Origin of the sequence: Nocardioides sp. Root682 (assembly GCF_001427795.1) — a bacterium.
In the GTDB taxonomy this organism is placed as follows: Bacteria; Actinomycetota; Actinomycetes; order Propionibacteriales; family Nocardioidaceae; genus Nocardioides.
Genome location: NZ_LMHJ01000001.1, coordinates 118,104 through 143,543, shown reverse-complemented (window position 1 = coordinate 143,543; position 25,440 = coordinate 118,104). Strand labels below are relative to the sequence as shown.

General features: G+C 68.8%; 25 protein-coding genes. 20 read left to right on the top strand and 5 right to left on the bottom strand.

Going from position 1 to position 25,440, the window contains the following annotated elements:
• The first annotated feature begins 21 nt into the window (after positions 1-21).
• The 6 genes from ASD84_RS00750 to ASD84_RS00725 are packed head-to-tail and all read left to right on the top strand — an operon-like array spanning position 22 to position 6,482.
• Complete coding sequence (locus ASD84_RS00750; protein WP_056710471.1) at positions 22-450, top strand: NUDIX domain-containing protein; 429 nt, start codon at positions 22-24, stop codon at positions 448-450.
• Positions 447-1,415, top strand: coding sequence for an SMP-30/gluconolactonase/LRE family protein (locus ASD84_RS00745; RefSeq protein ID WP_056705667.1), 969 nt, complete (start codon positions 447-449; stop codon positions 1,413-1,415). The genes ASD84_RS00750 and ASD84_RS00745 overlap by 4 nt, the downstream gene beginning before the upstream one ends.
• Before the next feature lie 10 nt (positions 1,416-1,425).
• Positions 1,426-3,336, top strand: a complete 1,911-nt coding sequence (gene dxs / locus ASD84_RS00740; RefSeq protein WP_056705663.1) for a 1-deoxy-D-xylulose-5-phosphate synthase — start codon at positions 1,426-1,428, stop codon at positions 3,334-3,336.
• Complete coding sequence (locus ASD84_RS00735; RefSeq protein WP_056705659.1) at positions 3,317-4,621, top strand: hypothetical protein; 1,305 nt, start codon at positions 3,317-3,319, stop codon at positions 4,619-4,621. The genes dxs and ASD84_RS00735 overlap by 20 nt, the downstream gene beginning before the upstream one ends.
• A gap of 29 nt (positions 4,622-4,650) precedes the next feature.
• A complete protein-coding gene (locus ASD84_RS00730; protein WP_056705656.1) occupies positions 4,651-5,622 on the top strand; it encodes a proteasome assembly chaperone family protein in 972 nt (323 codons plus the stop codon).
• An 11-nt stretch (positions 5,623-5,633) separates the two neighbouring features.
• Positions 5,634-6,482 carry an acyl-CoA thioesterase gene (locus tag ASD84_RS00725; protein WP_056710469.1) on the top strand — a complete coding sequence of 283 codons (849 nt, stop codon included), beginning with the start codon at positions 5,634-5,636 and terminating at the stop codon, positions 6,480-6,482.
• 18 nt (positions 6,483-6,500) lie between these two features.
• On the opposite strand, the gene ASD84_RS00720 is transcribed toward ASD84_RS00725, so the two are convergent.
• Both ASD84_RS00720 and ASD84_RS00715 read right to left on the bottom strand, forming a co-directional pair.
• Positions 6,501-7,355 carry a MaoC family dehydratase gene (locus tag ASD84_RS00720; protein ID WP_056705653.1) on the bottom strand — a complete coding sequence of 285 codons (855 nt, stop codon included), beginning with the start codon at positions 7,353-7,355 and terminating at the stop codon, positions 6,501-6,503.
• Positions 7,356-7,357: 2 nt separating this feature from the next.
• Positions 7,358-8,704 carry a 3-oxoacyl-ACP reductase gene (locus tag ASD84_RS00715; protein ID WP_056705650.1) on the bottom strand — a complete coding sequence of 449 codons (1,347 nt, stop codon included), beginning with the start codon at positions 8,702-8,704 and terminating at the stop codon, positions 7,358-7,360.
• Between the two features lie 166 nt (positions 8,705-8,870).
• Here ASD84_RS00715 and ASD84_RS00710 point away from each other — a divergent pair, with 166 nt between their 5' ends.
• Positions 8,871-10,151 (top strand): acetyl-CoA C-acetyltransferase, encoded by a 1,281-nt coding sequence (locus tag ASD84_RS00710; RefSeq protein WP_056705647.1) that lies wholly within the window; start codon positions 8,871-8,873, stop codon positions 10,149-10,151.
• An 88-nt stretch (positions 10,152-10,239) separates the two neighbouring features.
• Here ASD84_RS00710 and ASD84_RS00705 read toward each other — a convergent pair whose 3' ends face one another.
• Positions 10,240-10,941, bottom strand: a complete 702-nt coding sequence (locus tag ASD84_RS00705) for a TetR/AcrR family transcriptional regulator (RefSeq protein WP_056705644.1) — start codon at positions 10,939-10,941, stop codon at positions 10,240-10,242.
• A gap of 75 nt (positions 10,942-11,016) precedes the next feature.
• Here ASD84_RS00705 and ASD84_RS00700 point away from each other — a divergent pair, with 75 nt between their 5' ends.
• A complete protein-coding gene (locus ASD84_RS00700; RefSeq protein ID WP_056914018.1) occupies positions 11,017-11,370 on the top strand; it encodes a hypothetical protein in 354 nt (117 codons plus the stop codon).
• A gap of 49 nt (positions 11,371-11,419) precedes the next feature.
• Positions 11,420-12,532 carry a DUF922 domain-containing protein gene (locus tag ASD84_RS00695; protein WP_056705638.1) on the top strand — a complete coding sequence of 371 codons (1,113 nt, stop codon included), beginning with the start codon at positions 11,420-11,422 and terminating at the stop codon, positions 12,530-12,532.
• 15 nt (positions 12,533-12,547) lie between these two features.
• On the opposite strand, the gene ASD84_RS00690 is transcribed toward ASD84_RS00695, so the two are convergent.
• Both ASD84_RS00690 and ASD84_RS00685 read right to left on the bottom strand, forming a co-directional pair.
• Positions 12,548-14,074 (bottom strand): ATP-dependent DNA ligase, encoded by a 1,527-nt coding sequence (locus tag ASD84_RS00690; RefSeq protein ID WP_056705635.1) that lies wholly within the window; start codon positions 14,072-14,074, stop codon positions 12,548-12,550.
• Positions 14,075-14,086: 12 nt separating this feature from the next.
• Complete coding sequence (locus ASD84_RS00685; RefSeq protein WP_056705632.1) at positions 14,087-14,695, bottom strand: TetR/AcrR family transcriptional regulator; 609 nt, start codon at positions 14,693-14,695, stop codon at positions 14,087-14,089.
• Positions 14,696-14,825: 130 nt separating this feature from the next.
• Here ASD84_RS00685 and ASD84_RS00680 point away from each other — a divergent pair, with 130 nt between their 5' ends.
• The 11 genes from ASD84_RS00680 to ASD84_RS00630 all read left to right on the top strand — a co-directional run bounded on the left by ASD84_RS00680 (position 14,826) and on the right by ASD84_RS00630 (position 25,423).
• A complete protein-coding gene (locus ASD84_RS00680; RefSeq protein WP_056705630.1) occupies positions 14,826-15,764 on the top strand; it encodes a DNA-3-methyladenine glycosylase family protein in 939 nt (312 codons plus the stop codon).
• Between the two features lie 82 nt (positions 15,765-15,846).
• A complete protein-coding gene (locus ASD84_RS00675) occupies positions 15,847-16,800 on the top strand; it encodes an SCP2 sterol-binding domain-containing protein (RefSeq protein ID WP_162251471.1) in 954 nt (317 codons plus the stop codon).
• Positions 16,800-17,624 carry an MlaE family ABC transporter permease gene (locus ASD84_RS00670; RefSeq protein ID WP_056705624.1) on the top strand — a complete coding sequence of 275 codons (825 nt, stop codon included), beginning with the start codon at positions 16,800-16,802 and terminating at the stop codon, positions 17,622-17,624. Before ASD84_RS00675 ends, ASD84_RS00670 begins: the two co-directional genes overlap by 1 nt.
• Positions 17,624-18,493: an MlaE family ABC transporter permease gene (locus ASD84_RS00665; protein WP_235530912.1), complete on the top strand. Its 870-nt coding sequence runs from the start codon at positions 17,624-17,626 to the stop codon at positions 18,491-18,493. Before ASD84_RS00670 ends, ASD84_RS00665 begins: the two co-directional genes overlap by 1 nt.
• Before the next feature lie 9 nt (positions 18,494-18,502).
• Positions 18,503-19,564, top strand: a complete 1,062-nt coding sequence (locus ASD84_RS00660; protein ID WP_056705621.1) for an MCE family protein — start codon at positions 18,503-18,505, stop codon at positions 19,562-19,564.
• The gene (locus ASD84_RS00655) at positions 19,561-20,577 is read left to right on the top strand and encodes an MCE family protein (protein WP_056705618.1); all 1,017 of its coding nucleotides are present in this window, start codon (positions 19,561-19,563) and stop codon (positions 20,575-20,577) included. The genes ASD84_RS00660 and ASD84_RS00655 overlap by 4 nt, the downstream gene beginning before the upstream one ends.
• 5 nt (positions 20,578-20,582) lie before the next feature.
• Entirely contained in the window at positions 20,583-21,554 is a 972-nt protein-coding gene (locus ASD84_RS00650; RefSeq protein WP_056705615.1) for an MCE family protein, read from the top strand.
• Positions 21,551-22,585, top strand: coding sequence for an MCE family protein (locus tag ASD84_RS00645; RefSeq protein WP_056705614.1), 1,035 nt, complete (start codon positions 21,551-21,553; stop codon positions 22,583-22,585). The genes ASD84_RS00650 and ASD84_RS00645 overlap by 4 nt, the downstream gene beginning before the upstream one ends.
• A 5-nt stretch (positions 22,586-22,590) precedes the next feature.
• The gene (locus ASD84_RS00640) at positions 22,591-23,790 is read left to right on the top strand and encodes an MCE family protein (protein ID WP_156391511.1); all 1,200 of its coding nucleotides are present in this window, start codon (positions 22,591-22,593) and stop codon (positions 23,788-23,790) included.
• Positions 23,787-24,875, top strand: coding sequence for an MlaD family protein (locus ASD84_RS00635; protein ID WP_082573072.1), 1,089 nt, complete (start codon positions 23,787-23,789; stop codon positions 24,873-24,875). Before ASD84_RS00640 ends, ASD84_RS00635 begins: the two co-directional genes overlap by 4 nt.
• Positions 24,872-25,423 (top strand): hypothetical protein, encoded by a 552-nt coding sequence (locus ASD84_RS00630; RefSeq protein WP_156391510.1) that lies wholly within the window; start codon positions 24,872-24,874, stop codon positions 25,421-25,423. Before ASD84_RS00635 ends, ASD84_RS00630 begins: the two co-directional genes overlap by 4 nt.
• Positions 25,424-25,440 lie beyond the last annotated feature (17 nt).

Here is a 25,440-nt window from a genome sequence, read left to right as displayed (position 1 = left end):
TGACCCGATACGGTGGCGCGCGTGCACCAGTTCGCTTCGATCATCCTGGTCGACTCCCGTGGCTGGATCCTGCTGCAGGAGCGCGACGAACACCCGGTGATCGACCCGGAACGGTGGGGCTTCGTGGGCGGCCACGTCGACGAGGGGGAGCACCCCGACAAGGCGGCCTACCGTGAGCTCGAGGAGGAGACCGGCATCCGCATGGCCGAGCCCGAACTGACGCTGTGGCGGGAGACAACGGTGTTCCACGAGGGCTACGGCACCGAGGACATCGTTCGGGTCTACGTCGCCCTGACCCACGCGACCGATGCGGACATCACCGTCGGCGAGGGCCGGCAGATCGTCTTCGTCGATCCCGACCGGATCCCGCACCTGCCGCTCGGCGCGAGTGCGGCCCAGGTCCTGCCCGACTTCTTCAACTCGAACTTCTACCAGGAGCTGCTCCCTTGACCGGTCCCGCCTTCACCGTCGTCCCTGTCCCCGGCCCCGGAGCCGAGGACGTCGTCGTCGCCACCTCGGGGCCGGACGCCGGCTGTGTCTTCACCGGCACCGAGGACGGTGCGATCTTCCGGATCTCCCCGGACGGTGCGCGGATCGACCGCGTGGCCAACACCGGCGGACGTCCGCTGGGACTGGAGTGGTCGCCTGACGGGCGTCTGCTGGTGTGCGACGCGAACCGCGGGCTGCTGTGGGTCGACCCCGCGTCGGGTGAGATCGAACCGATCACGGCCGACGTCGACGGCGTACCGATGAAGTTCTGCAACAACGCGGCCATCGCGTCCGACGGCACCCTGTGGTGGTCCGACTCGTCCACACAGTTCGGCATCCACCAGTGGAAGCACGACTTCGTCCGCAACACCCGTACCGGCCGGCTGCTCCGGCGCGACCCGGACGGCACGATCACCACCGCCGTCACCGGTCTCGCCTTCGCCAACGGCGTCGCGCTCTCGGCCGCCGAGGACTTCGTGTGCGTCGCCGAGACGGGCGCGCGCACCGTGGTCCGGTTCTGGATCAGCGGCCCCGACAAGGGCAAGCAGGACCTGCTCTGCAGCGACCTGCCCGGCTACCCCGACAACATCGCGCGCGGCTCCGACGGTCTGATCTGGATCACGATCGCCAGCCCGGTCGACCCGCTCGTCGAGCGCGTCCAGCGCAGCCCGATGCGGCTGCGCAAGCTCGTCACCCTGCTGCCTGATGCGCTGCAACCCAAGCCCAAGCAGACCGTTCGGGTCGTCGCGTACGACGACGGAGGCCGTCTCGTGCACGACGTGAACCTTCGTCCGGGCGACCACGGGGCGTCGTACCACATGGTGACGGGGGTGCGGGAGCACGAGGGAATGTTGTGGATGGGCAGCCTGCACGAGGCCGCCGTGGCGTGCGTCGACCTTTCCGCAATCACAACCACCACGGCCTAGACTTCCCACCATGGCTGTCCTCGACAAGATCTCCGGCCCGCGTGACCTGCGGACCCTCTCCGAGGACGAGCTGACCCAGTTGGCCGCCGAGATCCGCGACCTCCTCATCCGGACGGTCGCGACCAACACGGGACACCTCGGCCCCAATCTCGGCGTCGTCGAGCTCACCCTCGCGATCCACCGCGTCTTCGACTCGCCGCGCGACAAGGTCGTCTTCGACACCGGTCACCAGTCCTACGTGCACAAGCTCGTGACCGGCCGCGCCGCGACGTTCGACACCCTGCGACGCGAGGGCGGTCTCAGCGGTTACCCCAGCCAGGAGGAGTCAGAGCACGACCTGGTGGAGAACTCCCACGCGTCGACCGCGCTCAGCTACGCCGACGGCCTCGCCAAGGCCTACGCCATCCGTGGCGAGGACCGCCACGTCGTCGCCGTGATCGGCGACGGCGCCCTCACGGGGGGCATGGCCTGGGAGGCGCTCAACAACATCGCCATCCAGCACGGCAGCCGCCTGGTGATCGTGGTCAACGACAACGGCCGTTCCTACACGCCGACCATCGGTGGCCTGGCCACCGCGCTGACCAGCCTGCGCACCAACCCCCGCTACGAGCAGGTCCTCGACGTCGCCCGGCGCCGCCTCAACGCCGTGCCCGGCGTCGGTCCGGCGGCGTACGACGCCCTGCACGCGGTCAAGAAGGGCCTCAAGGACGCGCTGGCTCCGCAGGGCCTGTTCGAGGACCTCGGCCTGAAGTACGTCGGCCCCGTCGACGGCCACGACCGCGGCGCCATGGAGCAGGCGCTGAGCCAGGCCAAGCGCTTCGGTGGGCCTGTCATCGTGCACGCCATCACCCGCAAGGGCTTCGGCTACGACCCGGCGGAGCGGCACGAGGCCGACCAGTTCCATGCGCCCGGCCCGTTCGACGTGCAGACCGGCATCGAGAAGCCCAAGGGCCGGATCTGGACCGACCACTTCGCCGACCACATCGTCGGGATCGGCGAGCGTCGTCCCGACGTCGTGGCCATCACCGCCGCGATGACGCACCCGGTCGGCCTCGACCAGTTCCAGACCCGGTTCCCGGACCGGTTCTTCGACGTCGGCATCGCCGAGCAGCACGCCGCGACCTCGGCCGCTGGACTCGCCATGGGCGGCCTGCACCCGGTGTTCGCGGTCTACGCGACCTTCCTCAACCGCGCGTTCGACCAGGTCCTGATGGACGTGGCGCTGCACAAGTGCGGCGTCACGTTCGTGCTCGACCGCTCCGGTGTGACCGGTGACGACGGTGCGAGCCACAACGGCATGTGGGACATGTCGATCCTGCAGGTGGTGCCGGGCCTCCGGCTGGCTGCACCGCGCGACGTCACCCGGATGCGTGAGCTGCTCGACGAGGCCGTCGAGGTCGCCGACGCACCGACGGTCGTCCGGTTCCCGAAGGGGCCGCCGCCCGACGACATCGCGGCCGTCGGCAAGGCCGGTGGCTGTGACGTCCTGGTCCGCGAAGGCGCTCGCGACGTGCTGATCGTCTCGGTCGGCTCGATGGCCACGCTCGCTGTCGACGTCGCCGCGCGCCTGATGGCGCAGGGGATCGGCGTGACCGTCGTCGATCCGCGCTGGGTCAAGCCCGTCGATCCCGCCCTGATCGACCTGGCGCGCAACCACCGGCGCGTCGTGACCATCGAGGACAACGGCCGGGTCGGCGGTGTCGGCTCGGTGCTGCTGCAGACCCTCAATGACGCCGGCGTTCGGACCCCGGTGCGCCTGCACGGCATCCCGCAGGAGTTCCTCACCCACGCGAAGCGGGCCGCGATCCTCGAACGGATCGGTCTCACCGCCTCCACCATTGCGCTCGACGTGCTGCACGACATCACTGCCGAGCCGGCGGTGGAGGGTCGGACGCTGCTCGATGTGGACGGGAAGCGCTGACCCCGACCGCAGTCCGTCGCGTCGCCGGGGTCCGGTGCGCGACGCCCTGCGGTCGCTGCTGTTCCTGACCTGCGTGGGCCTGCTCTCCCTCACCGCCTGCTCGGACGACCTGCCCCCGCCGACGTACACCGGAGACGCCTTCGCCGACGTCGGCCAGCTCATGCAGAGCACGGTCAACGCCCGCGCCGCAGCCCTCCAGCGTGACGACATCGCACGGTTCCGGGGCACCCTCGACCACGCCGACACCGGCCTGGTCGCCGACCAGCAGGTCTACTACGACAACCTCGAGCAGCTGCCGATCGAGCTGCTGCGCTACCGGGTGCTGACCGACACGATCACCCTGGTCGAGGGGACCGAGGACTACTGGGCCGAGGTGGTGCTCGCCCTGCAGCTGCAGGGGTACGACGCCGCGCCGGTGCGGACGCGCGACCGGTTCCTGTTCACGCCGTCCGAGGACGGCCAGCAGATGCTGATCTCCTCGACCTCCGACTACCAGTGGGAGGCCGACCATCCGGGCAACGTCCAGCCGTGGGACCTGGGTGCGGTGCGGGTCGAGGAGCGCGTGGGCGTCCTGGGCGTGTTCGACGACCACACCGAGGACTCGGCCAGGGACGTGCTGGACGCGGTGAGCAGTGGCCGTGACGACGTGCGTGCCGTCATCGGCGACGACAACACCAGCGGACCGGACGGGGTCGTCGTCTACTCCGTCCAGGACCCGACCTTCCTGCGCGGGCTGGCGAACCAGACGGTCGGCGACCCGGACCGGGCCGACGGGCTGACCATCGCGGTGCCGATCGACGCCCGGACGCCGGCGAAGGGCGTGGCGTCGTACCGGACGTTCATCAATCCGCGAGTCCTCGACGAGACGCCCCAGGTCATCGGGCGCCTCGTCCGGCACGAGCTCACGCACGCCCTGCTCGGTGCTCGCGGCCGCGGAGCGCCCCTGTGGCTGAACGAGGGCCTGGCCGAGTACGTCTCCGTCCGCCCGCTGCCGCCGGCGAAGCGCCGCCTGCCCGCGAGTGCGCTGTCCGTCGGCGCGGGCGCGGTCGACCTCCCGGGGGAAGCTGAGTTCGCGGGGCCCGACGCCGAGGGGTGGTACGCCGTCTCGTGGTGGGTCTGTGAGTACATCGCCAGCGCGTACGGCGAGGACCTGCTGCTGCTCCTTCTCGACCGTCTCGAGGACGGTGCGAACCAGGCCGAAGCTCTCCAGGGTGTGTTGGGCATCACGTCCAGCCAGCTCACCCAGCGGGGTGTGGCGTTGATGACCACGACCTACGACCGCTGACCCTGATTCCCCGCCACTAGGCTGGTCTCGTGACCACTCCTGCGCAGCCCACCGGCCCGTCTCCGCGCGTGGTGCACATCGTCGACGAGGTGCCTGAGCTCGAGGGTGTGAGCGACCTGCCCCTGCTGGTCGCGCTCGAGGGCTTCCTCGACGCCGGCAGCGCCGGCGCCCTGGCCTGCCGACACCTGGTCCGCACGGGTGCGGCCTCGCCGGAGGGCGGGGGAGTGGTGGTCGCGACCTTCGACGTCGACCAGCTGCATGACTACCGCGCCCGCCGCCCCCCGATGACCTTCGCGCGCGACCACTACGAGGGCTACGAAGCGCCGCGCCTGGTGGTGCGCCTGCTGCACGACACGGGCGGGTCGCCGTACCTCCTGCTGCACGGCTCGGAGCCGGACATCCGCTGGGAGGCGTTCTGTCGCGCCGTGCTGGAGGTCGTCGAACGGTTCGACGTCGCCCTGGTGGTGTCGATCGGGTCGGTCCCGATGGCGGTGCCGCACACGCGTCCGATCGCGATCACCCACCACGCCAACAACCCCGACCTGCTCAAGGGCACCAGCCCCTGGCGCGGCGAGCTCCGGGTGCCGAGCAGCGCCCAGGCGTTGCTGGAGGTCCGTCTCGGCGAGTGGAGCCGCGACGCGCAGGGCTTCGTCGCCCACGTGCCGCACTACCTCGCCCAGCTGGAGTACCCACCCGCGTCGATCGCCCTGCTGGAGCAGGTCGAGCTGGCCGCCCGCCTGACCATCGACCTCACGGCGCTGCGCGAGCTCGCCGACGAGCGTGAGGAGGAGATCGGGCGCTACCTGTCGGCGAATGCCGAGGTCCAGGAGGTCGTCTCCGCCCTCGAGCAGCAGTACGACACGTTCGCCCGCGCCGAGGACGAGGGCAGCAGCCTGCTCGCGAGCGACGAGCCGTTGCCGACCGGCGAAGAGATAGGTCAGCAGTTCGAGCAGTTCCTGGCGGGACTCGAACGACCCGACGAGACCGGAGGACAGGCGTGACCGAGCGCACGATGGGTGAGGCGACCCGCAAGCTGGTGGCCCTGCTGGATCTGGAGCAGCTCGACACCGACCTGTTCCGTGGGACCCAGCCCGAGACGATCCGTCAGCGCGTGTACGGCGGCCAGGTGGCTGCGCAGGCGCTGATCGCGGCCTCCCGCACGGTGCCTGAGGGCTTCCACGTGCACTCGCTGCACTCGTACTTCCTGCTGGCCGGCGACTACAACGTCCCGATCATCTACGACGTCGAGCGGATCCGCGACGGCAAGTCGTTCGCCACCCGGCGCGTGCTCGCCCGCCAGCACGGCCGGCCGATCTACTACCAGTCGCTCAGCTTCCAGAAGCTCGAGGACGGGCTGGAGCACCAGGACGTCATGCCGGAGGTGAAGGGTCCCGACGAGGGCCTGAACCTCATGGACCTGATGAAGGAACGCGGCAACGACGACGGCCTCAGCACGGAGTGGGCAGCGCTCGACGTCCGCTGGCTCGGCAACTCCGCGTACGGCCTGGACCCCGACCCGATGCATCCGTCCCGGACCCAGGTGTGGATCCGGGTCGACGGTCGACTGACTGACGATCCGATCGAACACCTGGCGACGTTCACCTACGCCAGCGACGTGTCCCTGCTGGGGGCGACCCTGGCGGCGCACCCCGACAACGGACCCGACAAGGTGCAGATGGCCTCACTGGACCACACGATCTGGTTCCACCGGCCGTTCCGGGCCGACGAGTGGTGGCTCTACGACCAGCAGTCCCCGTCGGCCAGCGGCGGACGAGGGCTCGCCCTGGGCAGGATCTTCACCCAGGACGGAACCCTCGTCGCCACGGTGGCGCAGGAGGGGCTGATCCGTCCGCACCGCTGACGCGGCGCGGACGGGGCGTCACAGCGCCGTCGTACGACCCAGCAGGTGCGGTGCGCCCGACTTCGGGTTCACCAGCGTGAAGTCGTAGCCGGACTCGTTGCGCTCGGCACCGAACTGGACCTTCCCCGGAAGGAAGATCGGCTTCTTGAACGCGACCGACACGTTGACCGCGTCGGGCAGCCGGTTCTCCAGCGCGGCGATGCAGCGGGCCTTGCTCCACATGCCGTGTGCGATGTGCCGGGGGAAGCCCAGCGCCTTCGCGGTCAGCGGGTAGAGGTGGATCGGGTTCCGGTCACCGGACACGGCGCCGTAGACGCGTCCCATGTTGTCGGGAACGCTCCACACCGGGCCCTTGGCGTAGATGCTCTGCAGCTGCAGGCCCGCGTCGCCGTTCTCCTTGTCGCCCTTGCCGATGCGCAGGTACGTCGACGTCGACTCCCACACGACCTCGTCACCGACGACGCCAGTGACGTTCATGTCCCACGCACGGCCCTTGGTGCTGGCCCGCAGGTTGGCGGCGACGAGCGAGAGCGACACGGTCTCGCCGATCGCGACCGGCCGGTGCTGGGTGATGGAGTTCTCCAGGTGCACCGAGCCGATGGCCGGGAACGGGAACTTCGCATCGGTCATCAGCTGCATGTGCAGCGGGAACGCCAGCATGTGCAGGTACGGGACCGGGGCGACGTCGCGCACCGGGAAGCCGCACACCGAGGCGTACCGATCCACCGCCGCGCGCTCGACCAGGACGTCGTTGCGCTCGAGGGTGACGTCGGGCAGGTCGGTCGCGGTCTTCTTGACGCCCGGCAGCTGGTTCACGCCGGGGACCGCAGGCAGTGCGGCCTTGAGCATCACGGGCAGAGCGAAGTCAGGCATGGTCAGGCACCCAGCATCATCTGGCCGCAGACGCGGACCACGTTGCCGTTGACGGCGGACGAGGCGGGGTTGGCGTACCACGCGATGGTCTCGGCGACGTCGACGGGCAGGCCGCCCTGCGACATGGCGTTGAGGCGCTGTCCGACCTCGCGGGTCGCGAACGGGACGGCGGCGGTCATCGCCGTGATGATGAAGCCCGGGGCGACCGCGTTGACGGTGATGCCGTCCTTGAGCTCGTCGGCGAGGCTGTCGACGAGACCGATGACTCCGGCCTTCGAGGCCGCGTAGTTGGTCTGGCCCACGTTGCCCGCGATGCCGGCGATCGAGGCGACGCCGATGATGGAGCCGCCCTTGTTGATGATCTTCTGGTCGAGCAGCTCACGGGTGATCAGCTCGGGAGCGGTCAGGTTGACGCCGATGACCGAGGTCCAGCGGTCGCCCTTCTCGTTGGGCGACATGTTCGCGAGCTTGCGGTCGCGGGTGATGCCGGCGTTGTGGACGACGACGTCGACGCCGCCGTGCTTCTCCTTGAGGTGGTGCGCGATGCGCTGCGGCGCGTCCTTGGCCGTGATGTCGATGGTCAGCCAGTCGCCGTCCAGCTCGTTCATCAGGCTCTGCAGCTCGCTGGCCGCCTGCGGCACGTCCACGCCGACGATGGTCGCGCCATCACGGTGCAGCACGCGGGCGATGGACTCGCCGATGCCGCGGCTCGCGCCGGTGACCAGGGCGATCTTGCCGGCCAGCGGCTTGGCCCAGTCCTCGACGCTCGTGGTCGTGGCCTTGCCGTGCGCGCCGACGCGGACGACCTGGGCCGAGACGTAGGCGGACTTGGGGGAGAGGAAGAACGCGAGGCTGCTGGTGATCGCGGCCTCCTCGCCCTCGGCGACGTAGACCAGCTGGACCGTGCCGCCGCGGCCGATCTCCTTGCCGAGGCTGCGGGTGAAGCCCTCGAGAGCACGCTGGGCGACGCGCTCGCTGCCCTTGGTCTGCTCCGGGGGCGTACCGATGACGATCACGCGCGAGCACGACTCGAGGCTGCGCAGCACCGGGGTGAAGAAGTCGCGCAGCGCGACCAGGTCGGCCGCGGACTTGAGGCCAGTGGCGTCGAAGACGAGGCCCTTCAGCTTCTCCCCGTCGGCCTGGGTGGTCTTCGACGCGATGCCAAGCAGGTCGAGCAGGCCCGGGAGCGACTCGGCCAGCCGGCCGGTGCCTCCCACGAGAACGGTGCCCTGGACGAGCGGGTCGCCGTCGGAGTAGCGGTCGAGCTCGGTCGGGTTCGGAAGACCGAGGTTCTTGACGAGCAGCTTGCCGATCGGGGAGGTCACGAAGCCCTGGTACTTGTCGCTCATGGCGGCCGCCTCTGCTTTCTGCGAGGTTGGGAAATGCGGGAAGGTTGGTCCACGGGCCGAGCCCGCTCGAGACATATGTAACTAGATGTGTAACTCTGAGTCCACATTTCGTGATCTGCCACTCAAATCGTTCTCTTGAGGGGCCCTGCGCGTGAGGATAGGAAACATGGCCAACACAGTTCGTCGGGCTGCCGTCATCGGCGGTAACCGCATTCCCTTCGCCCGGTCCAATGGCGCGTACGCCACCGCTTCCAACCAGGAGATGCTGACCGCCGCGCTCGACGGTCTCGTCGCCAGGTTCGGCCTCGAGGGTGAGCGTATCGGCGAGGTCGCCGGCGGCGCCGTGCTCAAGCACAGCCGCGACTTCAACCTCGTGCGCGAGTCGGTCCTCAGCACCCGCCTCGCCCCCGAGACCGCTGCCATCGACCTCCAGCAGGCGTGTGGCACCGGCCTCCAGGCGATCAACTACATCGCCAACAAGATCAAGCTGGGCCAGATCGACTCGGGCATCGGCGGCGGTGTCGACACCACGTCGGACGCGCCGATCGCGATCTCGGAGAAGCTGCGCAAGAAGCTGATCAAGCTCAACAACGCGCGCACTGCCAAGGACCGCCTCGCGATCCTCGCCACCATCCGTCCCGGCGACGTGGGCCTCGCGGTCCCGTCGAACGGCGAGCCGCGCACCCGGCTCTCCATGGGCGAGCACCAGGCGCTGACGGCGCTGGAGTGGCAGATCGCCCGTGAGGACCAGGACGTCCTGGCCGTCACCTCGCACCACAACCTCGCGGCGTCGTACGACGAAGGCTGGCAGGACGACCTGATCACGCCGTTCCGTGGGCTCGAACGCGACAACAACCTGCGCGGCGACTCCTCGCTGGAGAAGCTCGCGACCCTCAAGCCGGTCTTCGGCAAGGGCGAGGCCGCGACCATGACGGCCGCCAACTCGACCCCGCTGACCGACGGCGCCTCCGCCGTACTGCTCGGTTCGGACGAGTGGGCCAAGGAGCACGGCCTCGAGGTGCTCGCGTACTTCGTCGACTCCGAGGTGGCTGCTGTCGACTTCGTGAACGGCGCCGAGGGCCTGCTGATGGCTCCGGCGTACGCCGTCCCGCGGATGCTCGAGCGCAACGGCCTGACCCTGCAGGACTTCGACTTCTACGAGATCCACGAGGCGTTCGCCTCGCAGGTCCTCTCGACCCTTGCTGCCTGGGAGAGCCCGGTGTTCTGCAAGGAGCGCCTCGGCCTTGACGCGCCGCTGGGTGCGATCGACCGCAGCAAGCTCAACGTCAAGGGTTCCTCGCTGGCGGCCGGCCACCCGTTCTCGGCCACCGGCGGCCGGATCGTCGCCAACACCGCGAAGCTGCTCAAGGCCAACGGTGGCGGCCGGGCACTGATCTCGGTCTGTGCGGCCGGCGGTCAGGGCGTCGTCGCGATCATGGAGCGCTGAGCTCACACCCGCTACGCACGACGACCCGCCACGGATCATCCGTGGCGGGTCGTTGCGTCTGTCGTCGGCGACGTGCTCGCGGATTCCCTCAGGCCGTTGCGCGATGGGACGAGACCAGGGCGAGCGCCGAGGTCACCATGTAGGAGCGCACCTGAGCGGCCGAGACCTCCTTGATCCGCGGGATCCCCGGTGCGACCTCGCTGACCAGGATGCCGAGGCGGGCCAGGTGCAGGGCGCCCAGGCCGCTGGCGTAGAGCGTGTTGGCCAGCAGGACCGGGTCCTCGGTGAGGGTGAAGTCACCAGACTCCGCGCCGTCGCCGAGAGCGTCGGAGAAGATGGTGAGGCAGGACGTCATGCCGCGGCCGAGCCGTAGGAGCGCACTCTCGGACAGGTCGTCGAAGAGCTCGCCCGCGGGTCGGGTCATCAGCGACTGCGCGCAGTCCACGAACGCCGGATGTGCGACGCCGTAGTCAACGAAGGCGCCGACGATGGCGGCGAGCCGGTCGGGATGTGTCGTGGCTGCGCCTGCGGCAGCAATCATCGCCTCGCGCAGCTCGTCGAGATACCCGACCAGGGTCAGGGAGAAGAGCTCCTCCTTGCCCGTGAAGTGTCGATAGACGATCGCGCGGTTGATTCCGACCGCACTCGCGATCTCCTCGATCTGCGCGTCGCGAACTCCTTTGGAGTCGAAGAGCTCGCGGGTCGCGGCGATGATGTCCGCCTCGCGCGCCCGACGGCGCGCAGCCGCTGCCTTGCGTCGGCCGTCGCTCGGGGGTGCGGTGGTCGCCATGTCCAGAGTGTACGGCGTGTGCAACTCGGTGTTGCAACATGTGTGACGGTGTCGTCCTTGTGGCATGTTGTCGGCGTGTCTCTCCTCCTGTGCGACAACGGACATCCGGTGACCGACTCCTACGCCCTCTTCTGCCCGGACTGCAAGGCCAAGGTCCGGACGAGAAAGCCCGGCGACACCGGCCCGTTGTCGGTGCCCGCCGCGTCGCCCCCGGCGTCCGGTTCCTCGGGATCGTCCGGGGCGCCCGAACCGGTGGCCTTCATCGTCGGCGGCCTCGTGACCGCTGCCGCCGGAGGCCTGATTCAGGCGGGCTCGGGCGGAGAAGGTGCAGGCGCTGTCGTCGCCGCGCTTCTCCTGTTCCTGGCGTCCACACTGTGGCTCGTCGGAGTGATCGCACTCGGCGTTCGCGTCGGCCTGGATGGTCGCTGAGCCACCTCAGCGCCGGATCCGGATCCCCGGTCAGGAGTACGCTCCGCCGATGGGGGTCGAACAGGACAGCAAGGTGGCAGCACCCGAGCGCGCCCACGGCCCGGAGACCGTCCCGGAGGTGTTGGCGACGCCCGGTCCCGACGTCGAGGTGGGCCTGCGCGGGCACTCCGGGCTCGCCGCCGCCGGCGATCCGAACCCCTCGATGACGCCGAAGCGGATGCTCGCGCTCCAGCGGACGGCCGGCAACAGGGCCGTCCAACGGATCGTCGGGACACCGACGGTCCAACGCGACCAGGACAAGAAGAAGCCCGACTCGATCCAGGTCACGGGGAGGTCGGTGGAACCGACGTACGCCATGACCAAGTCGGCCGAGATCGCCATCAAGAAGGGCGGTCACAACGTGGCGGCGTGGACGACGCCGAACTGGGAGTTCAACGGCGTGTACATGGCAAACGACCTGTCCGTCCTCAAGCTGTCCTACGAGCTCGCGTTCCTGGTCGAGCTGCCCTCGGACTACGACGCCGCCAAGGTCGAGATGCTCAAGCAGCACGAGCTCGGACATGTGGAGATCGCCAAGCGCAAGGCCAAGGAGGCGTTCGAGGTCTCGTTGAAGGCCAAGATCGCAGCCCTGGACGACGCGCGTGACCTCAACGTCATCAAAGCCATGATCACCAAGGCGATGGATGAGGCCAAGGCGGCGGAGAAGGCGGCGTCGCAGGCCTTCGACGACGCGGAGTACAAGGTGATGTCCGACCGCTACCGGGGCATCAAGGCGCCGCTCGCCGAGCTGACGAGGGCCTCGCCCGGTATCGCGGCAGCGGCCAAGGTCCTCAAGTCCGTGCCCGGCGCCATGCAGAGGGCGCGTGGCATGGCGGCGTCCGGCGTCACCGCCGGAACGGCGGCCAGGGTTGACGCGGCGGCCGGAGCGTTGAGCGCCGCCGAGGTGGCGCGTGTGCAGTTCAACGCGGAGTTCAGTGCACTGGTCAGCAGCGCGCAGGCGGCGGCCAACGACTTCATCACGTCAGGAGAGCTGGCGAAGGGCCTCGAGGGCATTGGCGAAGGGCCGGCGTTCAACCAGGACGAAGTCCCCGGCGCGCAGAAGGTCGTCGCCGCGTGCGGGAAGTTCTCCTACTCCTCGTCGGGCGCGTCCGCCGGCTTCTGACCGGGCCGGCTGCACTCAGGTGAGGAAGGCCCTGACGTCGTCGATCGTGTCGGCCTCGTCGGCCGACTTGTCGTCGCGATAGCGGACGACGCGAGCGAAGCGGAGCGCCAGACCGCCGGGGTAGCGCGTCGATCGCTGCAGGCCGTCGAAGGCGATCTCGACGACCTGCTCCGGGCGGACGGTGACCACCCAGCCGTTGTCGTCGACGGCGAGCTCGCCGAATCGCTCGGTCTGCCAGCGCAGCATCTCGTCGGTCATTCCCTTGAACGTCTTGCCCAGCATCACGAAGCCGCCGGGCTGCGAGGAATCGCGCGCACCGAGGTGGATGTTGGAGAGCCAGCCCTTGCGCCGCCCGGAGCCGCGCTCGACCGCGAGCACCACGAGGTCGAGCGTGTGGACCGGTTTCACCTTGATCCAGGCCGCGCCGCGTCGTCCGGCGTCGTACGGCGCCGAGGCGGCCTTGACGACGACGCCCTCGTGGCCCTCGGCCAGTGCAGCGGCCGCGAAGGCCTGGGCCTCAGCCGGATCGGCGCCGACCCACCGGCGTACCCGGTGTTGCTCGGGCACGAGTTGTTCGAGCGCCGCCCAGCGTTCGGTCGCCGGCTGGTCGAGGAGATCGGTGCCGTCGAGGTGCAGCAGGTCGAAGAAGTACGGCGCCACCACGGTGCCGTCGCCGTCACCCTCGCCCTGGGTGGCTGTCCGTGACGCCGTCTCCTGGAACGGGCGCGGGCGGCCGTCGTGTTCCAGCGTGAGCGCCTCGCCGTCGAGCACCAGGCTGCGAGCCGGCAGCGCCCTGACGATCGCGACGACCTCCGGCAGCCGGCTGGTGATGTCGTCGAGGCTGCGGGTCGCGACCAGCACGTCGTCACCGTCGCGATGCACCTGGATCCGGATCCCGTCGAGCTTCGCGTCGACGCCGAACGCCGCGCCGGTCGCTGCGGCCTTCTCGATGGCCGCAGCGACGTCCGGCGCCGAGGAGGCCAGCATCGGCAGCACCGGTCGGCCGACGCTCAATCCCACGGCCGCGAGGGCCTCGGGTCCGTCGAAGGCCGCGTCGACGATGTACGTCGCTCCGCCGGCCAGCATGGCGGCCCGTCGTACGGCGGCAAGGGGAACGCCAGCAGCCAGGGCGATGGCGTCCGTGACGACCGCCTCCAGTGCACCCTGACGGACCTCGCCGACGGCGACGGCCCTCAGCCAGTCCTGCTCGGGCGCGGTCGCGGCGGCGAACAGGTCGTGCACCAGGGCGGCCCGGGCGCCCTGCGATCCCGCACCTCCGAGCTCGGACATCGCGGCGAAGGCCGCGTCGACCCGGCCCACCTCCAGCGACGCCGCGGCGGCGGGGGAGGGCAGCGTCTGGAGGCTGCGCCAGCCGAGTCCGGTACGACGCTGGCGCAGGCGCCCGCTCAGGTAGTGCGCGACGAGCGGGCGCTCTTCAGGGGTGGCGGCGGCCAGCAGGTCAGCGAGGAAGCGGGTCTTGTCCCTGCGGGACCGGGTCGCGGCAACCGCGGCCGAGACGTCGACGAGATCGAGCAGCAGCACAGCGCCGTCCGATCAGTGAGTGGCCTCGAGGACCGCGGCGGACACGGCGCCCTGGATGACCTGCTCGTAGACCTCGTCGAGGCTCACGTCGGAGGCACTGGTGAGGGACAGGTCGCCGAAGTAACCGGCGACCTCGAGCGAGACGAAGCCGTGCAGTGCGGCGAACAGGGCCATGCCCGTCTGGATCAGGCGGTCCTCGGGCAGGCCCGCCGAGCGCACCATCACGGCGAGCGCCTCGATCGCCTCGAGCGCGGCGGCGTAGAAGCCTTCGCGGTCGATCGGGGGACGGGTCAGCGCCGCGTAGCGCTGCGGATGGGTGCGCGCGAAGACGCGCAGCTCGTGGCTGAGGGCGCGCAGCCCGTCGGCGCCGGCGTGGCCCATGGCCGCAGCGCGCACGTGCTCGCCGAGCATCCGCATCGCCCGCACCTGGACGAGGGCCCGCAGGTCCTCGAGGTTGGTCACGTGGTTGTAGAGCGAGGAGACACGCGCCTCGAGCTCGGCTGCGAGCGAGGTCATCGTGAGGGCGTCGTACCCGTCGCGATCGACGAGCGCCTCCGCTGCCTGGAGCACGGCCTCCTGGTCGAGCCGGCCGCGGCGGCTGCGGGTCGCGTCGATGGTCAACTGCCCTCCGGGAGCGTGAGGTGGTGGCGAAACAGGTTCGTACCTTTGTGAGAGAGCGTAGTCGTCGGGCACCCGATCCCGCGACCAGCAACGCCTGCGAGGCACTCGCGAATGGCCTTACAGTGCTGCGATGACCTCCCCGGACGGAGTCCGTGTGTGGCACCCGGCACGACCGGTCCCGGTCGCCGCGTTGCTTCGCCAGCAGCGTCGCGGCGGTGGCGACCCCACGCTCCTCCTGGACGTGGACGGGTGGCACTGGCGAGCGAGTCGCACCCCCGAGGGTCCGGTCAGCCTGGCGATCTCGAGCCAGCGTGCAGACGGCGGAGTCGAGGTTCGGGCATGGGGCGAGGGCAGCACCTGGGCGCTGGCCCAGGTGCCCGCACTGCTGGGTGATCTCGACGACTGGACCGGCTTCGTGGCGCGACATCCGGTGCTGGTGGACGCGCGCCGCCGCCACCCGCACCTGCGACTGGGGCGGACCGGGCGGGTCCTGGAGGCCGTCGTCCCGGCGATCATCGAGCAGAAGGTCACCGGACAGGAGGCCTTCGCCGGCTTCCGGGCACTGGTACGCCGTCACGGCACTCCGGCGCCGGGGGCCGGTGCCGGCCACCGGTTGATGGTCCAACCCGATGCGGCGACCCTGCGCACCATCCCTTCCTGGGAGTGGCTGCGGCTCCACATCGACCCTGCCCGGTCGCGCGCTGTGGTCACGGCGGCCCGACACGCCGAAGCGCTCGAGCGAATGGTGGACCTTCCCGGCGAGGAGGCTGAGCGGCGTCTGCGCAGCCTTCCCGGAATCGGCGTGTGGACCAGTGCCGAGGTGCGCCAGCGGGCCTTCGGCGACCCGGATGCGGTGTCGTTCGGCGACTACCACGTGGCGAAGGACGTCGGTTGGGCCCTGACGGGGACCGAGTTCGACGACGCCGCACTCGCCGCGTACCTTGCCGCCTGGCCCGGACACCGTGGCCGGGTCCCCTTCCTGGTCTCCGCGGCTGGTTTGAGGCGGCCGCGACACGGTCCACGGATGGCTCCACGTGAACACCTCAGGACGCGTGACCAAATTGCGTGATATCTGTTACACCGAGCAACAGGAAGTCGCGATGCTCCGCGACTGGCGGGATTTCGCCCGCGATCGAAGGCAAGGGGTTGGCATGGGAGTCGTCAGGATGGGTGCCTTCGAGCACGCCTCCGCCAAGGACCTCCTGCGGTTCCTCACCGACGTCGACGCGGCCGAGCTCATCGTCGCGGTTCGATCTGCATCCGATGCGGACCTGCTCGCTGTGACCCATGACGCAGGACGAGGGTCCGCCGTTGTGGAGGGTGTGATGCGTCGCATCGGCGAGTTCGCGGTCCCCGGGCAGTTGGCCGAGATGGACTGCAGCCTGCGGTGGGAGACCATCGGCCTTCCGGGCGGGCACGGCGTTCGTTTCCACAGCGGTACGACGCAGCGCGTTCCCGAAGCCATGAGCAGCGACCTGGTCGTGCAGGGCACCGCGCTCCAGTTGCTCCGCCTGGTTGCCGGCCAGCTCGACGTGGCCGTCGCGTACCTCGGCGACTCGCTCCACCTCGAGGGCTCGAGCGACGCCACGCTCGCCCTCGCCGCACTCTTCGCCGTCGATGGTGCCACTCCGCTGACGGGTCAGCCCGTCAACCCCCGTGACATCGACCCGGTGCAGGTGGCGCGGGCACTCACCGGCGTCAGCACCGACCATCTTCGGTCGGTCATGGCCTCGGGTTTCCGGCCGGTCATCCTCGAAGAGATCTTCGACCGGATGCCGGCCTACGTGAACGGCCGAAAGGCAGCAGGCGTCCAGATCACGGTCGGCTTCAGGTTGACCGGGCGCCCCGACGGAGAGGTGGACCGTTACGTGCTCCGACTCAGAGACGGTCAAGCGACTGTTCTCGCGGGGGAGGCGGCTGATGCCGTCGGCCGGGACGATCGCGATGCGACTGTCACCTGCGAGGCCCAGGACTTCCTGCGCCTGGCGACCGGTCACCTCAGCGCGGTGACCGGCGTGCTGCGAGGACAACTGAAGGTGCGAGGCGACAAGGTGGCCGCACTGCGCCTGAACTCCGCGTTCGACATCCCGACGGCGGCAGCCTGATGGCCGCCGTCGTTGCAGGGGGCCGTTCGGTCCTGAGCAGCTTCACGGGCCGGTTCAAGGACGGTGTCGAGACGACGGGCGACCTGGTCAAGCTGTCGGTCGAGTCGCTCCAGTGGGGCTTCGCCGACATCGTGGCCCGGCGCTTCTCGTGGAGTGAGTTCCTGCTCCAGTGCTGGTTCATGACGCGGGTCTCGCTCCTGCCGACGATCCTGGTGTCGATCCCGTTCGGTGTGATCACCTCGGTGCAGATCGGCGCCGCCGCGAACCAGATCGGTGCCCAGTCCTTCATCGGTGCGGTCAACGGCATCGGCGTGCTCCGTCAGGGCGCACCACTGGTGACCTCATTGATGATCGCTGGCGCGGTCGGGTCGGCCATCTGTGCCGACCTCGGCGCGCGAACGGTCCGCGAGGAGATCGACGCCCTCAAGGTCATGGGCATCTCGCCGATCCAGCGCCTCGTGGCGCCCCGCATCCTCGCTGCGCTCCTGGTGTCGGTCCTGCTGACGGTCGTCGTCGCCATGACCGCCATGACCACGGCGTTCGCGATCGTGGTGGGCACCGGCCAGATCTCCTCGGGCACCTACCTCGACTCCTTCGTCGGGCTGGCCCAGCCAGCCGACCTCGTGCTGGCCGAGTTCAAGGCGTTCATCTTCGGGTTCGTGGCCACGATCGTCGCTGCCCACAAGGGCCTGCATGCCTTCGGCGGTCCGAAGGCTGTTGCTGACGCGGTCAACCAGGCAGTCGTCCTCAGCGTGATCCTGCTGGCCGTGATCAACGTCGGCCTGACCCAGGCCTACGTGATGCTCTTCCCCGGAGGTGCCTGATGTCTGACGTCCAGCTCGGCCGCACCATGGGCGCGCGGTTCTCCGACGCCCTGGTCGGCCTGACCGACGGTCTGATGTCGACGCTCGCGCAGCTCGGCTCGTTCGTCACCTTCGCGGGCAAGGTCTTCGTCAACATTCCCTCGACGATCGCCATGTACCCGAAGGAGGTCCTTCGCCAGATCAAGGACATCGCCTGGGGCAGCGGCGCGCTGCTCGTCGGTGGCGGCACCGTCGGCGTGATGGTCCTGCTCTCGGTCGCGGCCGGTACCTCCATCGGCATCGAGGGCTTCAACGGCCTCGAGATCGTCGGTCTGGCACCGCTTACCGGCTTCATCTCCGCCAGCGTCAACACCCGTGAGCTGGCGCCGCTGATTGCCGCGCTCGCTCTCGGCGCCCAGGTCGGCTGCCGGTTCACGGCGCAGATCGGCTCCATGAAGATCCACGAGGAGATCGACGCGATCGAGGTGATGGCGGTGAGCGCGATGCGCTACGTCGTGACCACCCGCGTGATCGCGTGCATGGTCGCCATCCTGCCGCTCTACCTGATCGGGTTGATCGGCAGCTACGTCGCTTCGCAGGCGTCGGTCGTGTTCCTCTTCGGACAGTCGCCAGGGCAGTACGACCACTACTTCTCGACGTTCGTCCAGGGTCGCGACATCGTCTTCTCGATCATCAAGATCCTGATCTTCGCCCTCACCGTGGCGCTCATCCACTGCTGGTACGGCATGAGAGTGGGCGGTGGCCCCCAGGCTGTCGGCGAGGCGACCGGTACCGGTATCCGCGCGTCCATCGTGTCCATCGTCGTTCTCGACATGGTCCTGACCCTGGTGTTCTGGGGCGGCGACCCAGGTTTCCGGATCTCGGGGTGAGGTGAAGAAATGGCTCGCGAAGAAACTCGACAGCAGCTCGCACGACGGGGGCTGATCGCGCTGGTCGCGCTGGCAGTCATCGGCGCGCTCATCACGTTGCGCAGCAACGGCACCTTCGGTTCCAAGCCGCACATCACTGCAGAGGTCGCCAACGCCGGCGGTTCGCTGCGCGCAGGCTCCGACGTCAAGATGAACGGCGCCATCGTCGGCAAGGTCACCTCCATCGATCGCGCGAAGTCCGGCGGCGGGGTGACCATCGACATTGAGATGTCGGAGGCGGACATCGACGCCGTTCCGGCCAACTCCGTGGCCCGGGTCCTTCCCGCGACGGTGTTCGGCACCACGTTCGTGGACCTGGTGCTCCACGGAAAGGCGTCCGGGAAGCTGAAGGCCGGTTCGGTCGTCAAGGCCGACGCGAGCCAGGGAACGCTGGAGCTGCAGCAGGCGCTCGACGACATCGACCGGTTGGTCAAGGCCCTCGGCCCGGCCGAGCTGGCGTCCGCCATCGGATCGGCCGCCGAGGCGCTCGACGGGCGGGGCAACCAGATCGGCGAGACCGTGCGGACGCTCAACTCGTACCTCGACCGCCTCAACCCGAGGATGCCGCAGGTGCGTGCGGACCTGAACGCGCTGGCGTCCACGACAAAGCTGCTCGACGAGATCGCTCCGGACCTGCTCGATGCGACCGACGACGTGCTGGTCACGCTGAACACCATCGTCACGCAGGAAGCCGCGCTGACCGCCCTGATCGCCGGTGGCACGACCCTGGCCCGCACCTCGCGCGGGTTCCTCCAGAAGAACGAGAAGGACCTGGTGCGCTTCATCGACGGTGCTGCGTCGCTCCTGGACGCGGTGTACGACAACCGCAAGGCAGGCATCACCGACGCGATCGCCATCAACGTCGCTCTCGGCAAGACAGTTCCGACCACCGTGAGAGAAGGATTCGTGAGGACGGACGGGACGATCCGGCTCTCGCCGCCGCCGTACTACGGCAGCGGCCAACGCCCGACCTACCGGACCGGCAGCACGGACCGGGCTGGCATCGGCGCACTGATGGAGGAGGGCCGATGACCGGGCTCAAGACCATCGCGATCAAGTTCGCGGCCTTCGGCACCCTGAGCGGGCTGCTGCTGATCCTGCTGGTCAACACGATGATGAACGGTGTCAATGGCGACACCCGGGAGATCACGGCTGAATTCTCTGACGTCAGCGGCCTCCGCGTCGGCGACGACGTCAAGGCCGCGGGCGTCCGGGTCGGCCAGGTCACCGAGATCGGTGCCACCGACGAGGGCGCGGAAGTGACCCTCGAAGTCGTCGAGGAACAGGCCATCCTCGACAACACCAAGCTCGTGATGCGCTACCAGAACCTCCTGGGTCAGCGCTACATCGGCATGGTGCAGGGGTCGAAGCGTGGTGCCGAGCTCAAGGACGGCGCCACGGTGCCGATCACGCAGACGGACCCCGGGTTCGACCTCACCGAGCTCCTCAACGGTTTCCGGCCCCTGTTCAAGGTGCTGCAGCCCGGCGACGTCAACACGCTGGCGACCTCCCTGATCAAGGTGCTGCAGGGCGAGGGCGGCACGATCGAGCAGCTCCTGCGGCAGACCGGGGAGCTGAGCAACTTCCTCGCTGACCGTGACAACGTGATCGGCGCGGTGATGACCAACCTCAAGCCGGTGCTCGACAACCTCGCGGGCCAGGGTGACGAGCTCACCCAGACCGTTCGTGAGCTGCGGGGACTGATGACGGGTCTGGCTCAGGACCGCAAGTCGATCGGCGCCTCGATCGACGGCGTCAGCCGGCTTGTCGGCGCGACGAGCTCCCTGCTCAAGGAGGTCAAGGTCCCGCTCGTGAAGGCGACCGACCAGCTCGTCACGGTGGCCGACATGCTCGAGAAGTCACGGGGGAGCCTCGCGAAGGCACTGCCCGCGTTCGGGGACATCTTCGAGGGCCTCGGTCGCGCGACGTCGTACGAGAACGCGCTGAACGTCTACGTGTGCTCGTTGTCGATCGCCGTGACGCAGAACGGCAGCGGGATCAACCCTGTCGGCAACAACGGACCCTGGTCGGCGGTGTGCAAGTGAAGCCCATGAATGAGCGCGACCCGCTTCGGGTCGGCGTGATCACACTCGTCATCCTCGGCATCATCGGCGCGATCGTGGTCGTGCTGAGCGTGACGTCGTTCGGCACGAAGACCTACACAGCGGTGGTCGAGCACACGGCCGGCCTTCGCAAGGGGGAGGACGTGCAGGTGCACGGCGTCAACTCCGGCAAGGTCACCGGAATCGAGCTCGAGGAGGACCACGTGCTGGTCACCTTCGTGCTCGACAAGGACATCGACCTGGGCAACCAGACCACCGCCACGGTCAAGGTGGCCACCCTCCTGGGCAGCCACTACCTCGAGGTCGATCCGAACGGCACGGGTTCCCTCGCCGGGGAGCAGATCCCGATGGACCGCACCTCGGTTCCCTACAACCTCCAGGACGTCATCGAGGAGGGCACCGAGGCGCTCGACAAGCTCGACGCGAACCTCCTCGCCGAAGCGTTGACGGCCATGGCCGGCACCCTGGGCGCCAGCCAGGACGAGATCGGGCCGGCGCTCGAGGGCGTCGCCCGCCTCTCCGAGGTCATCTCGAAGCGCTCCGACCAGGTCGGTGACCTGCTGAGGTCGACCCGCAGCGTGACCGACCAGCTCTCCGAGAGCAGCGAGGACATCGTGGGCCTGATGAAGCAGGCCAACCTGGTCTTCACCGAGATCACGTCGCGCAGGGAGGCCATCCACCGCCTCCTGGTGGAGACGACGGACCTGTCCAACGCGTTGACCGCGATCGTCAAGGCGACCGACGGCAAGCTGAAGCCGGCGCTGTCCGACCTCAACGCGGTGCTCAGGACGCTGAACAGTCAGGACAAGGATTTGACGCACCTCCTCGAGGTCATGGCCCCGGCCTTGCGGTACGTCGCCAATGCGACCGGCAGCGGCCCGTTCGTGCCGCTCTACCTGAAGCCGCCCGCCATCCCGGCGGACGACACGACCTGCAAGCTGCGGGGTGACTGCCAGTGACCAGCTCGAAGAAGGTTCTCCGCTCACTGGGTGCGCTGGTGGCCACGGGTGCCGTGCTGTTCACCTCCGGATGCGGCGTGGTCGGCGGTTCCGACACGATGACCGTCAAGGCCTACCTGACCGATTCCGCGGGACTCTTCGTCGGCAACGACGTCGGCGTCCTGGGTGTCAACGTCGGCTCGATCAAGTCGATCGAACCTGCCGGCGACAAGGTCCTGGTCACGATGGAGATCGATGCTGACCAGCCGGTCCCCGCGAACGCAGGGGCCGTCGTCGTGGCCCGCTCGGTTGCGACCGACCGCTACATCGAGCTCACGCCGGTGTATCGCGAGGGCGCCAAGATGGCCGACGGTGCGACGATCGACGTCGAGCGCACACAGACGCCGGTCGACTTCGACCAGGTGCTCGACTCGCTGAACGAGTTCGCCACCGGCATCGGCGGCAACGAGAAGACGACCAAGGCAGTGCAGCGATTCATCGACGCCGGCACGAGTGCACTGCAGGGCCGTGGTCCTCTCCTGAACCAGACGATCCACTCCCTGGCTGACGGAGTCAGCGGCATCTCCTCGCAGCGTGAGGACATCGCGGCGACGCTCAAGTCGCTCGACGTGCTGCTCAGCACCATTGCGACGAACGAGTCGACGGCCCGGACGTTCATCAAGCAGGTGGCCGAGGCGTCGGACCTCCTGTCCGACGAGCGTGAGAACTTCCGTCAGGCGTTGCGGTCCCTCGATGCGGCCGTGACCACCGTTGCCAAGTTCGCCGTCGACAACCGCCAGGCGATCGTGGACAACCTCGACGGGGGGACCGAGCTGATGAAGACGGTCCTCTCCAAGCAGGACCGCCTCGAGGAGCTGTTGCGGGTGTTCCCCCTCGCACTGCAGAACCTCGCGATGATCAAGGGCGATCGCCTGCCGGTGCGGATCGACCCGTTGATCCTCGTGCCGCTCGGAAATGTCCTGCAGGACGTCTGTGGCGCGTTGCCAGGAAATCTGTGCGACGTCCTCCTTGGAACGCAGCCCGGAGCGTGAAGGCGATGATGAAGATGCGTACGACGTCGACCCGTGCAGGCGCGGCCGCAGTGTTGGCGCTTGCCGTCGGCTCGCTGTCCGCCTGCGGTACGACCATGCGTGACCTCCCGATCCCGGGCACCGGGGTCTCGGGTGACACGATCGAGGTCAAGGCCCAGTTCGACGAGGCGCTCAACCTCGCCGTCGGTGCTCCGGTGAAGGTCAACGGCGTCGACATGGGCAAGGTCAAGGAGGTCACGGTGGACGACTTCGTCGCCGAGGCCACCTTGACCCTCAAGACCGACGCCGAGCTGCGGGACGGTGCGCAGGCCCGCCTGCGCTACACGACGCCGCTCGGTGAGCTCTTCGTCGACGTCACCAACCCGGCGACGGGTGCCGAGCTCGGCGAGAACGCGACGCTCGAGCTCAAGGACACCCAGACGGCACCGACCGTCGAGGACGCCCTGGCCCAGGCCTCGCTCCTGATCAACGGTGGTGGCCTGGAGCAGCTCCAGACCGTGACGGAGGAGCTCAACACCGCGCTGAGCGGCAACGAGGGTGACTACCGCACGCTGCTCGACCGGGCATCGGTCTTCCTCACGCAGGCCAACGCGACGACGCAGAGCATCGACCAGGTCCTGAACTCCCTCAACGGGCTGTCCACGACCCTGGTCAGTCGGCAGGACACGATCAACAAGGCGGTCAAGGAGATCCAACCCGCGGCGAAGGTGCTGCGGGAGAAGACCCCCGACTTCACCCGGTTGCTCGCCGAGATCGAGAAGTTCAGCGCCGCCGCCAACAGCACCGTCAACGCGACGCGTTCGCAGCTCCTGACGATGCTCACCGAGGTGGAGCCCGTCCTCGCGGAGTTCGCCAAGAACAACGGGGTGTTCGACCAGTCGCTGCAGGCCCTGATCAAGGGAGCCGCGGCCGTCAACGAGATCGCACCGTCCGACTACCTGAACATCGCGCTCGAGCTGCACGTCGACGGTCTCAGCGCTGCCGGTCTGGTCGAGGGCACGCTCGCCTCGCTGCTGAACCTGCTCGGAGTGGACCTGTCAGGTCTCGGGCTGGACCTGGGGCTGCTCGGCCTGGGCAAGGCCCCCGCCCCGACCAAGTCGGGCGCCACGACAGGTGGCGGCGGCACGACCGGATCGGGCAGCACGTCCGATCCGCTGGGACTCAACGGCCTCTTGCACGGCCTGCTCGGAGGAGGATCCCGATGATGAAGATTCTGAGCGACCGTCTCTACCTCAGCCTCATCGGCATCGGCCTCGTCCTGGTGTTCGCCACGGCCTACATCTTCGCCGAGGTCCTCGACCAGCCGCTCACCTCGCGGCCGGTCACGGTCAAGGTCGAGCTCGCCCAGACCGGCGGGCTGTTCGAGGGTTCGGCGGTGACCTATCGCGGGATCAAGATCGGCAAGGTCGAGAAGATCGTCCCCTCGCAGGACGGCGTCGTGGCCGAGATCGCGATCACCACCGAGACCGACATCCCGAAGGACTCGCTGGTGCGCGTGCGCAGCCTGTCGCCGGTCGGTGAGCAGTACGTCGACTTCCAGCCGAAGACCACCGACGGGCCGTTCCTGGCCTCCGGGGACGTGATTCCCGCCGAGTCGACCGACATCCCCAAGAGCCTGAGCTCCACCGTCATCGCGGTCAACAGCGTGCTGCGGCAGATCGACGACAAGAAGCTGCGCATCGTGCTCGGCGAGCTCAGCACGGGCCTCAAGGGCACCGGCACCGACCTCGGTCAGATCCTCGACCAGGGCACGGCGATCCTCGCCACCCTCAACGAGGTGTGGCCCGAGACGGACCGTCTGATCACGAACTCCGGCACGGTGCTGCCGATCTTCACGGACAACGCGGACTCCCTGCAGCAGCTCGCGCAGTCGTCGAAGCAGTTCGCCCAGTTCCTCCGCGAGTACGACCCCGAGCTGCGCGACGTCCTCAAGCGCACCCCGGCCCAGCTCAAGGAGCTGGTCCGTCTGATCAACGACGCCGACACCGTCCTGCCGGGCTTCTTGTCGGTAGGGGTTAGCTTCACTGATGTGTTCCAGGCCTACAACCCGCACCTCCGTGCGCTCCTGCAGTCCTACTCACCCGGTCTGCGGTCGGTGATCGAGAAGATCCGTGGCGGTGAGCTGCGTATCCAGATCATCGGAGACAAGGGGCCACGCTGCGCCTACGGCACCGCACGCCTCGATCCCGTGAAGACCGAGCGGCGTGCCTTGCAGAAGGACGGGCGCTGTGCGGCATCCTTCGCCACTCTCCAGCGCGGTGCGGCCCATGCGCCCGGGCCGGTTCGGTGAGCGCCGGAAGCAGGCGGCATCGCGCGGCAGGTCCGCTCGTCGCCCTGGTGCTGGCGGGCGCCGTGCTCTCGGGCTGCGGTGCGGACGACCAGCAGGCGAAGGACCTCAAGGAGGCCCGCGCCAAGGTGCAGGAGCTGACGGCCGAAGACACCGCCGCCGACGAGGCGCTCGCTGCCGCCAAGACGCTGCTCGTCGAGATCACGACGTACTCCTGGAAGGAGGGTGACCACGAGTTCGCGTGGCTCGACAAGATCGCGGGTGCCGAGCTGAAGGAGAAGCTCGCTCCCAACGTCCCGCTCCTCCAGGAACAGATCGTCAAGGGCAAGGTCACCGCAAAGGGCACCGTCGTGGACTCGGCTGCCCGGGTCGTCGACGAGACCCAGATCGAGGTGCTCGCCTTCGTCGACCAGGCGATCACCGACGAGACCAACAAGGACATCAAGATCGAGGAACAGCGAGTCAGCATGACCATGAAGCTGGTCGATGACCAGTGGCTGGTCGAGCGGCTCGAGCTGCTCAGCGGCACCAACAACGAGCCAGTGCAGTAGTGCGTCGGACCTCCCGG

What these genes read in the sequence shown, in the direction of transcription:
- dxs (WP_056705663.1), top strand. Translation starts at nt 1,426, where the DNA reads ATGGCTGTCCTCGACAAGATCTCCGGCCCGCGTGACCTGCGGACCCTC.
- ASD84_RS00735 (WP_056705659.1), top strand. Translation starts at nt 3,317, where the DNA reads ATGTGGACGGGAAGCGCTGACCCCGACCGCAGTCCGTCGCGTCGCCGG.
- ASD84_RS00725 (WP_056710469.1), top strand. Translation starts at nt 5,634, where the DNA reads ATGGGTGAGGCGACCCGCAAGCTGGTGGCCCTGCTGGATCTGGAGCAG.
- ASD84_RS00720 (WP_056705653.1), bottom strand. Translation starts at nt 7,355, where the DNA reads ATGCCTGACTTCGCTCTGCCCGTGATGCTCAAGGCCGCACTGCCTGCG.
- ASD84_RS00715 (WP_056705650.1), bottom strand. Translation starts at nt 8,704, where the DNA reads ATGAGCGACAAGTACCAGGGCTTCGTGACCTCCCCGATCGGCAAGCTG.
- ASD84_RS00710 (WP_056705647.1), top strand. Translation starts at nt 8,871, where the DNA reads ATGGCCAACACAGTTCGTCGGGCTGCCGTCATCGGCGGTAACCGCATT.
- ASD84_RS00705 (WP_056705644.1), bottom strand. Translation starts at nt 10,941, where the DNA reads ATGGCGACCACCGCACCCCCGAGCGACGGCCGACGCAAGGCAGCGGCT.
- ASD84_RS00695 (WP_056705638.1), top strand. Translation starts at nt 11,420, where the DNA reads ATGGGGGTCGAACAGGACAGCAAGGTGGCAGCACCCGAGCGCGCCCAC.
- ASD84_RS00680 (WP_056705630.1), top strand. Translation starts at nt 14,826, where the DNA reads ATGACCTCCCCGGACGGAGTCCGTGTGTGGCACCCGGCACGACCGGTC.
- ASD84_RS00675 (WP_162251471.1), top strand. Translation starts at nt 15,847, where the DNA reads ATGGGAGTCGTCAGGATGGGTGCCTTCGAGCACGCCTCCGCCAAGGAC.
- ASD84_RS00670 (WP_056705624.1), top strand. Translation starts at nt 16,800, where the DNA reads ATGGCCGCCGTCGTTGCAGGGGGCCGTTCGGTCCTGAGCAGCTTCACG.
- ASD84_RS00665 (WP_235530912.1), top strand. Translation starts at nt 17,624, where the DNA reads ATGTCTGACGTCCAGCTCGGCCGCACCATGGGCGCGCGGTTCTCCGAC.
- ASD84_RS00660 (WP_056705621.1), top strand. Translation starts at nt 18,503, where the DNA reads ATGGCTCGCGAAGAAACTCGACAGCAGCTCGCACGACGGGGGCTGATC.
- ASD84_RS00655 (WP_056705618.1), top strand. Translation starts at nt 19,561, where the DNA reads ATGACCGGGCTCAAGACCATCGCGATCAAGTTCGCGGCCTTCGGCACC.
- ASD84_RS00650 (WP_056705615.1), top strand. Translation starts at nt 20,583, where the DNA reads ATGAATGAGCGCGACCCGCTTCGGGTCGGCGTGATCACACTCGTCATC.
- ASD84_RS00640 (WP_156391511.1), top strand. Translation starts at nt 22,591, where the DNA reads ATGATGAAGATGCGTACGACGTCGACCCGTGCAGGCGCGGCCGCAGTG.
- ASD84_RS00635 (WP_082573072.1), top strand. Translation starts at nt 23,787, where the DNA reads ATGATGAAGATTCTGAGCGACCGTCTCTACCTCAGCCTCATCGGCATC.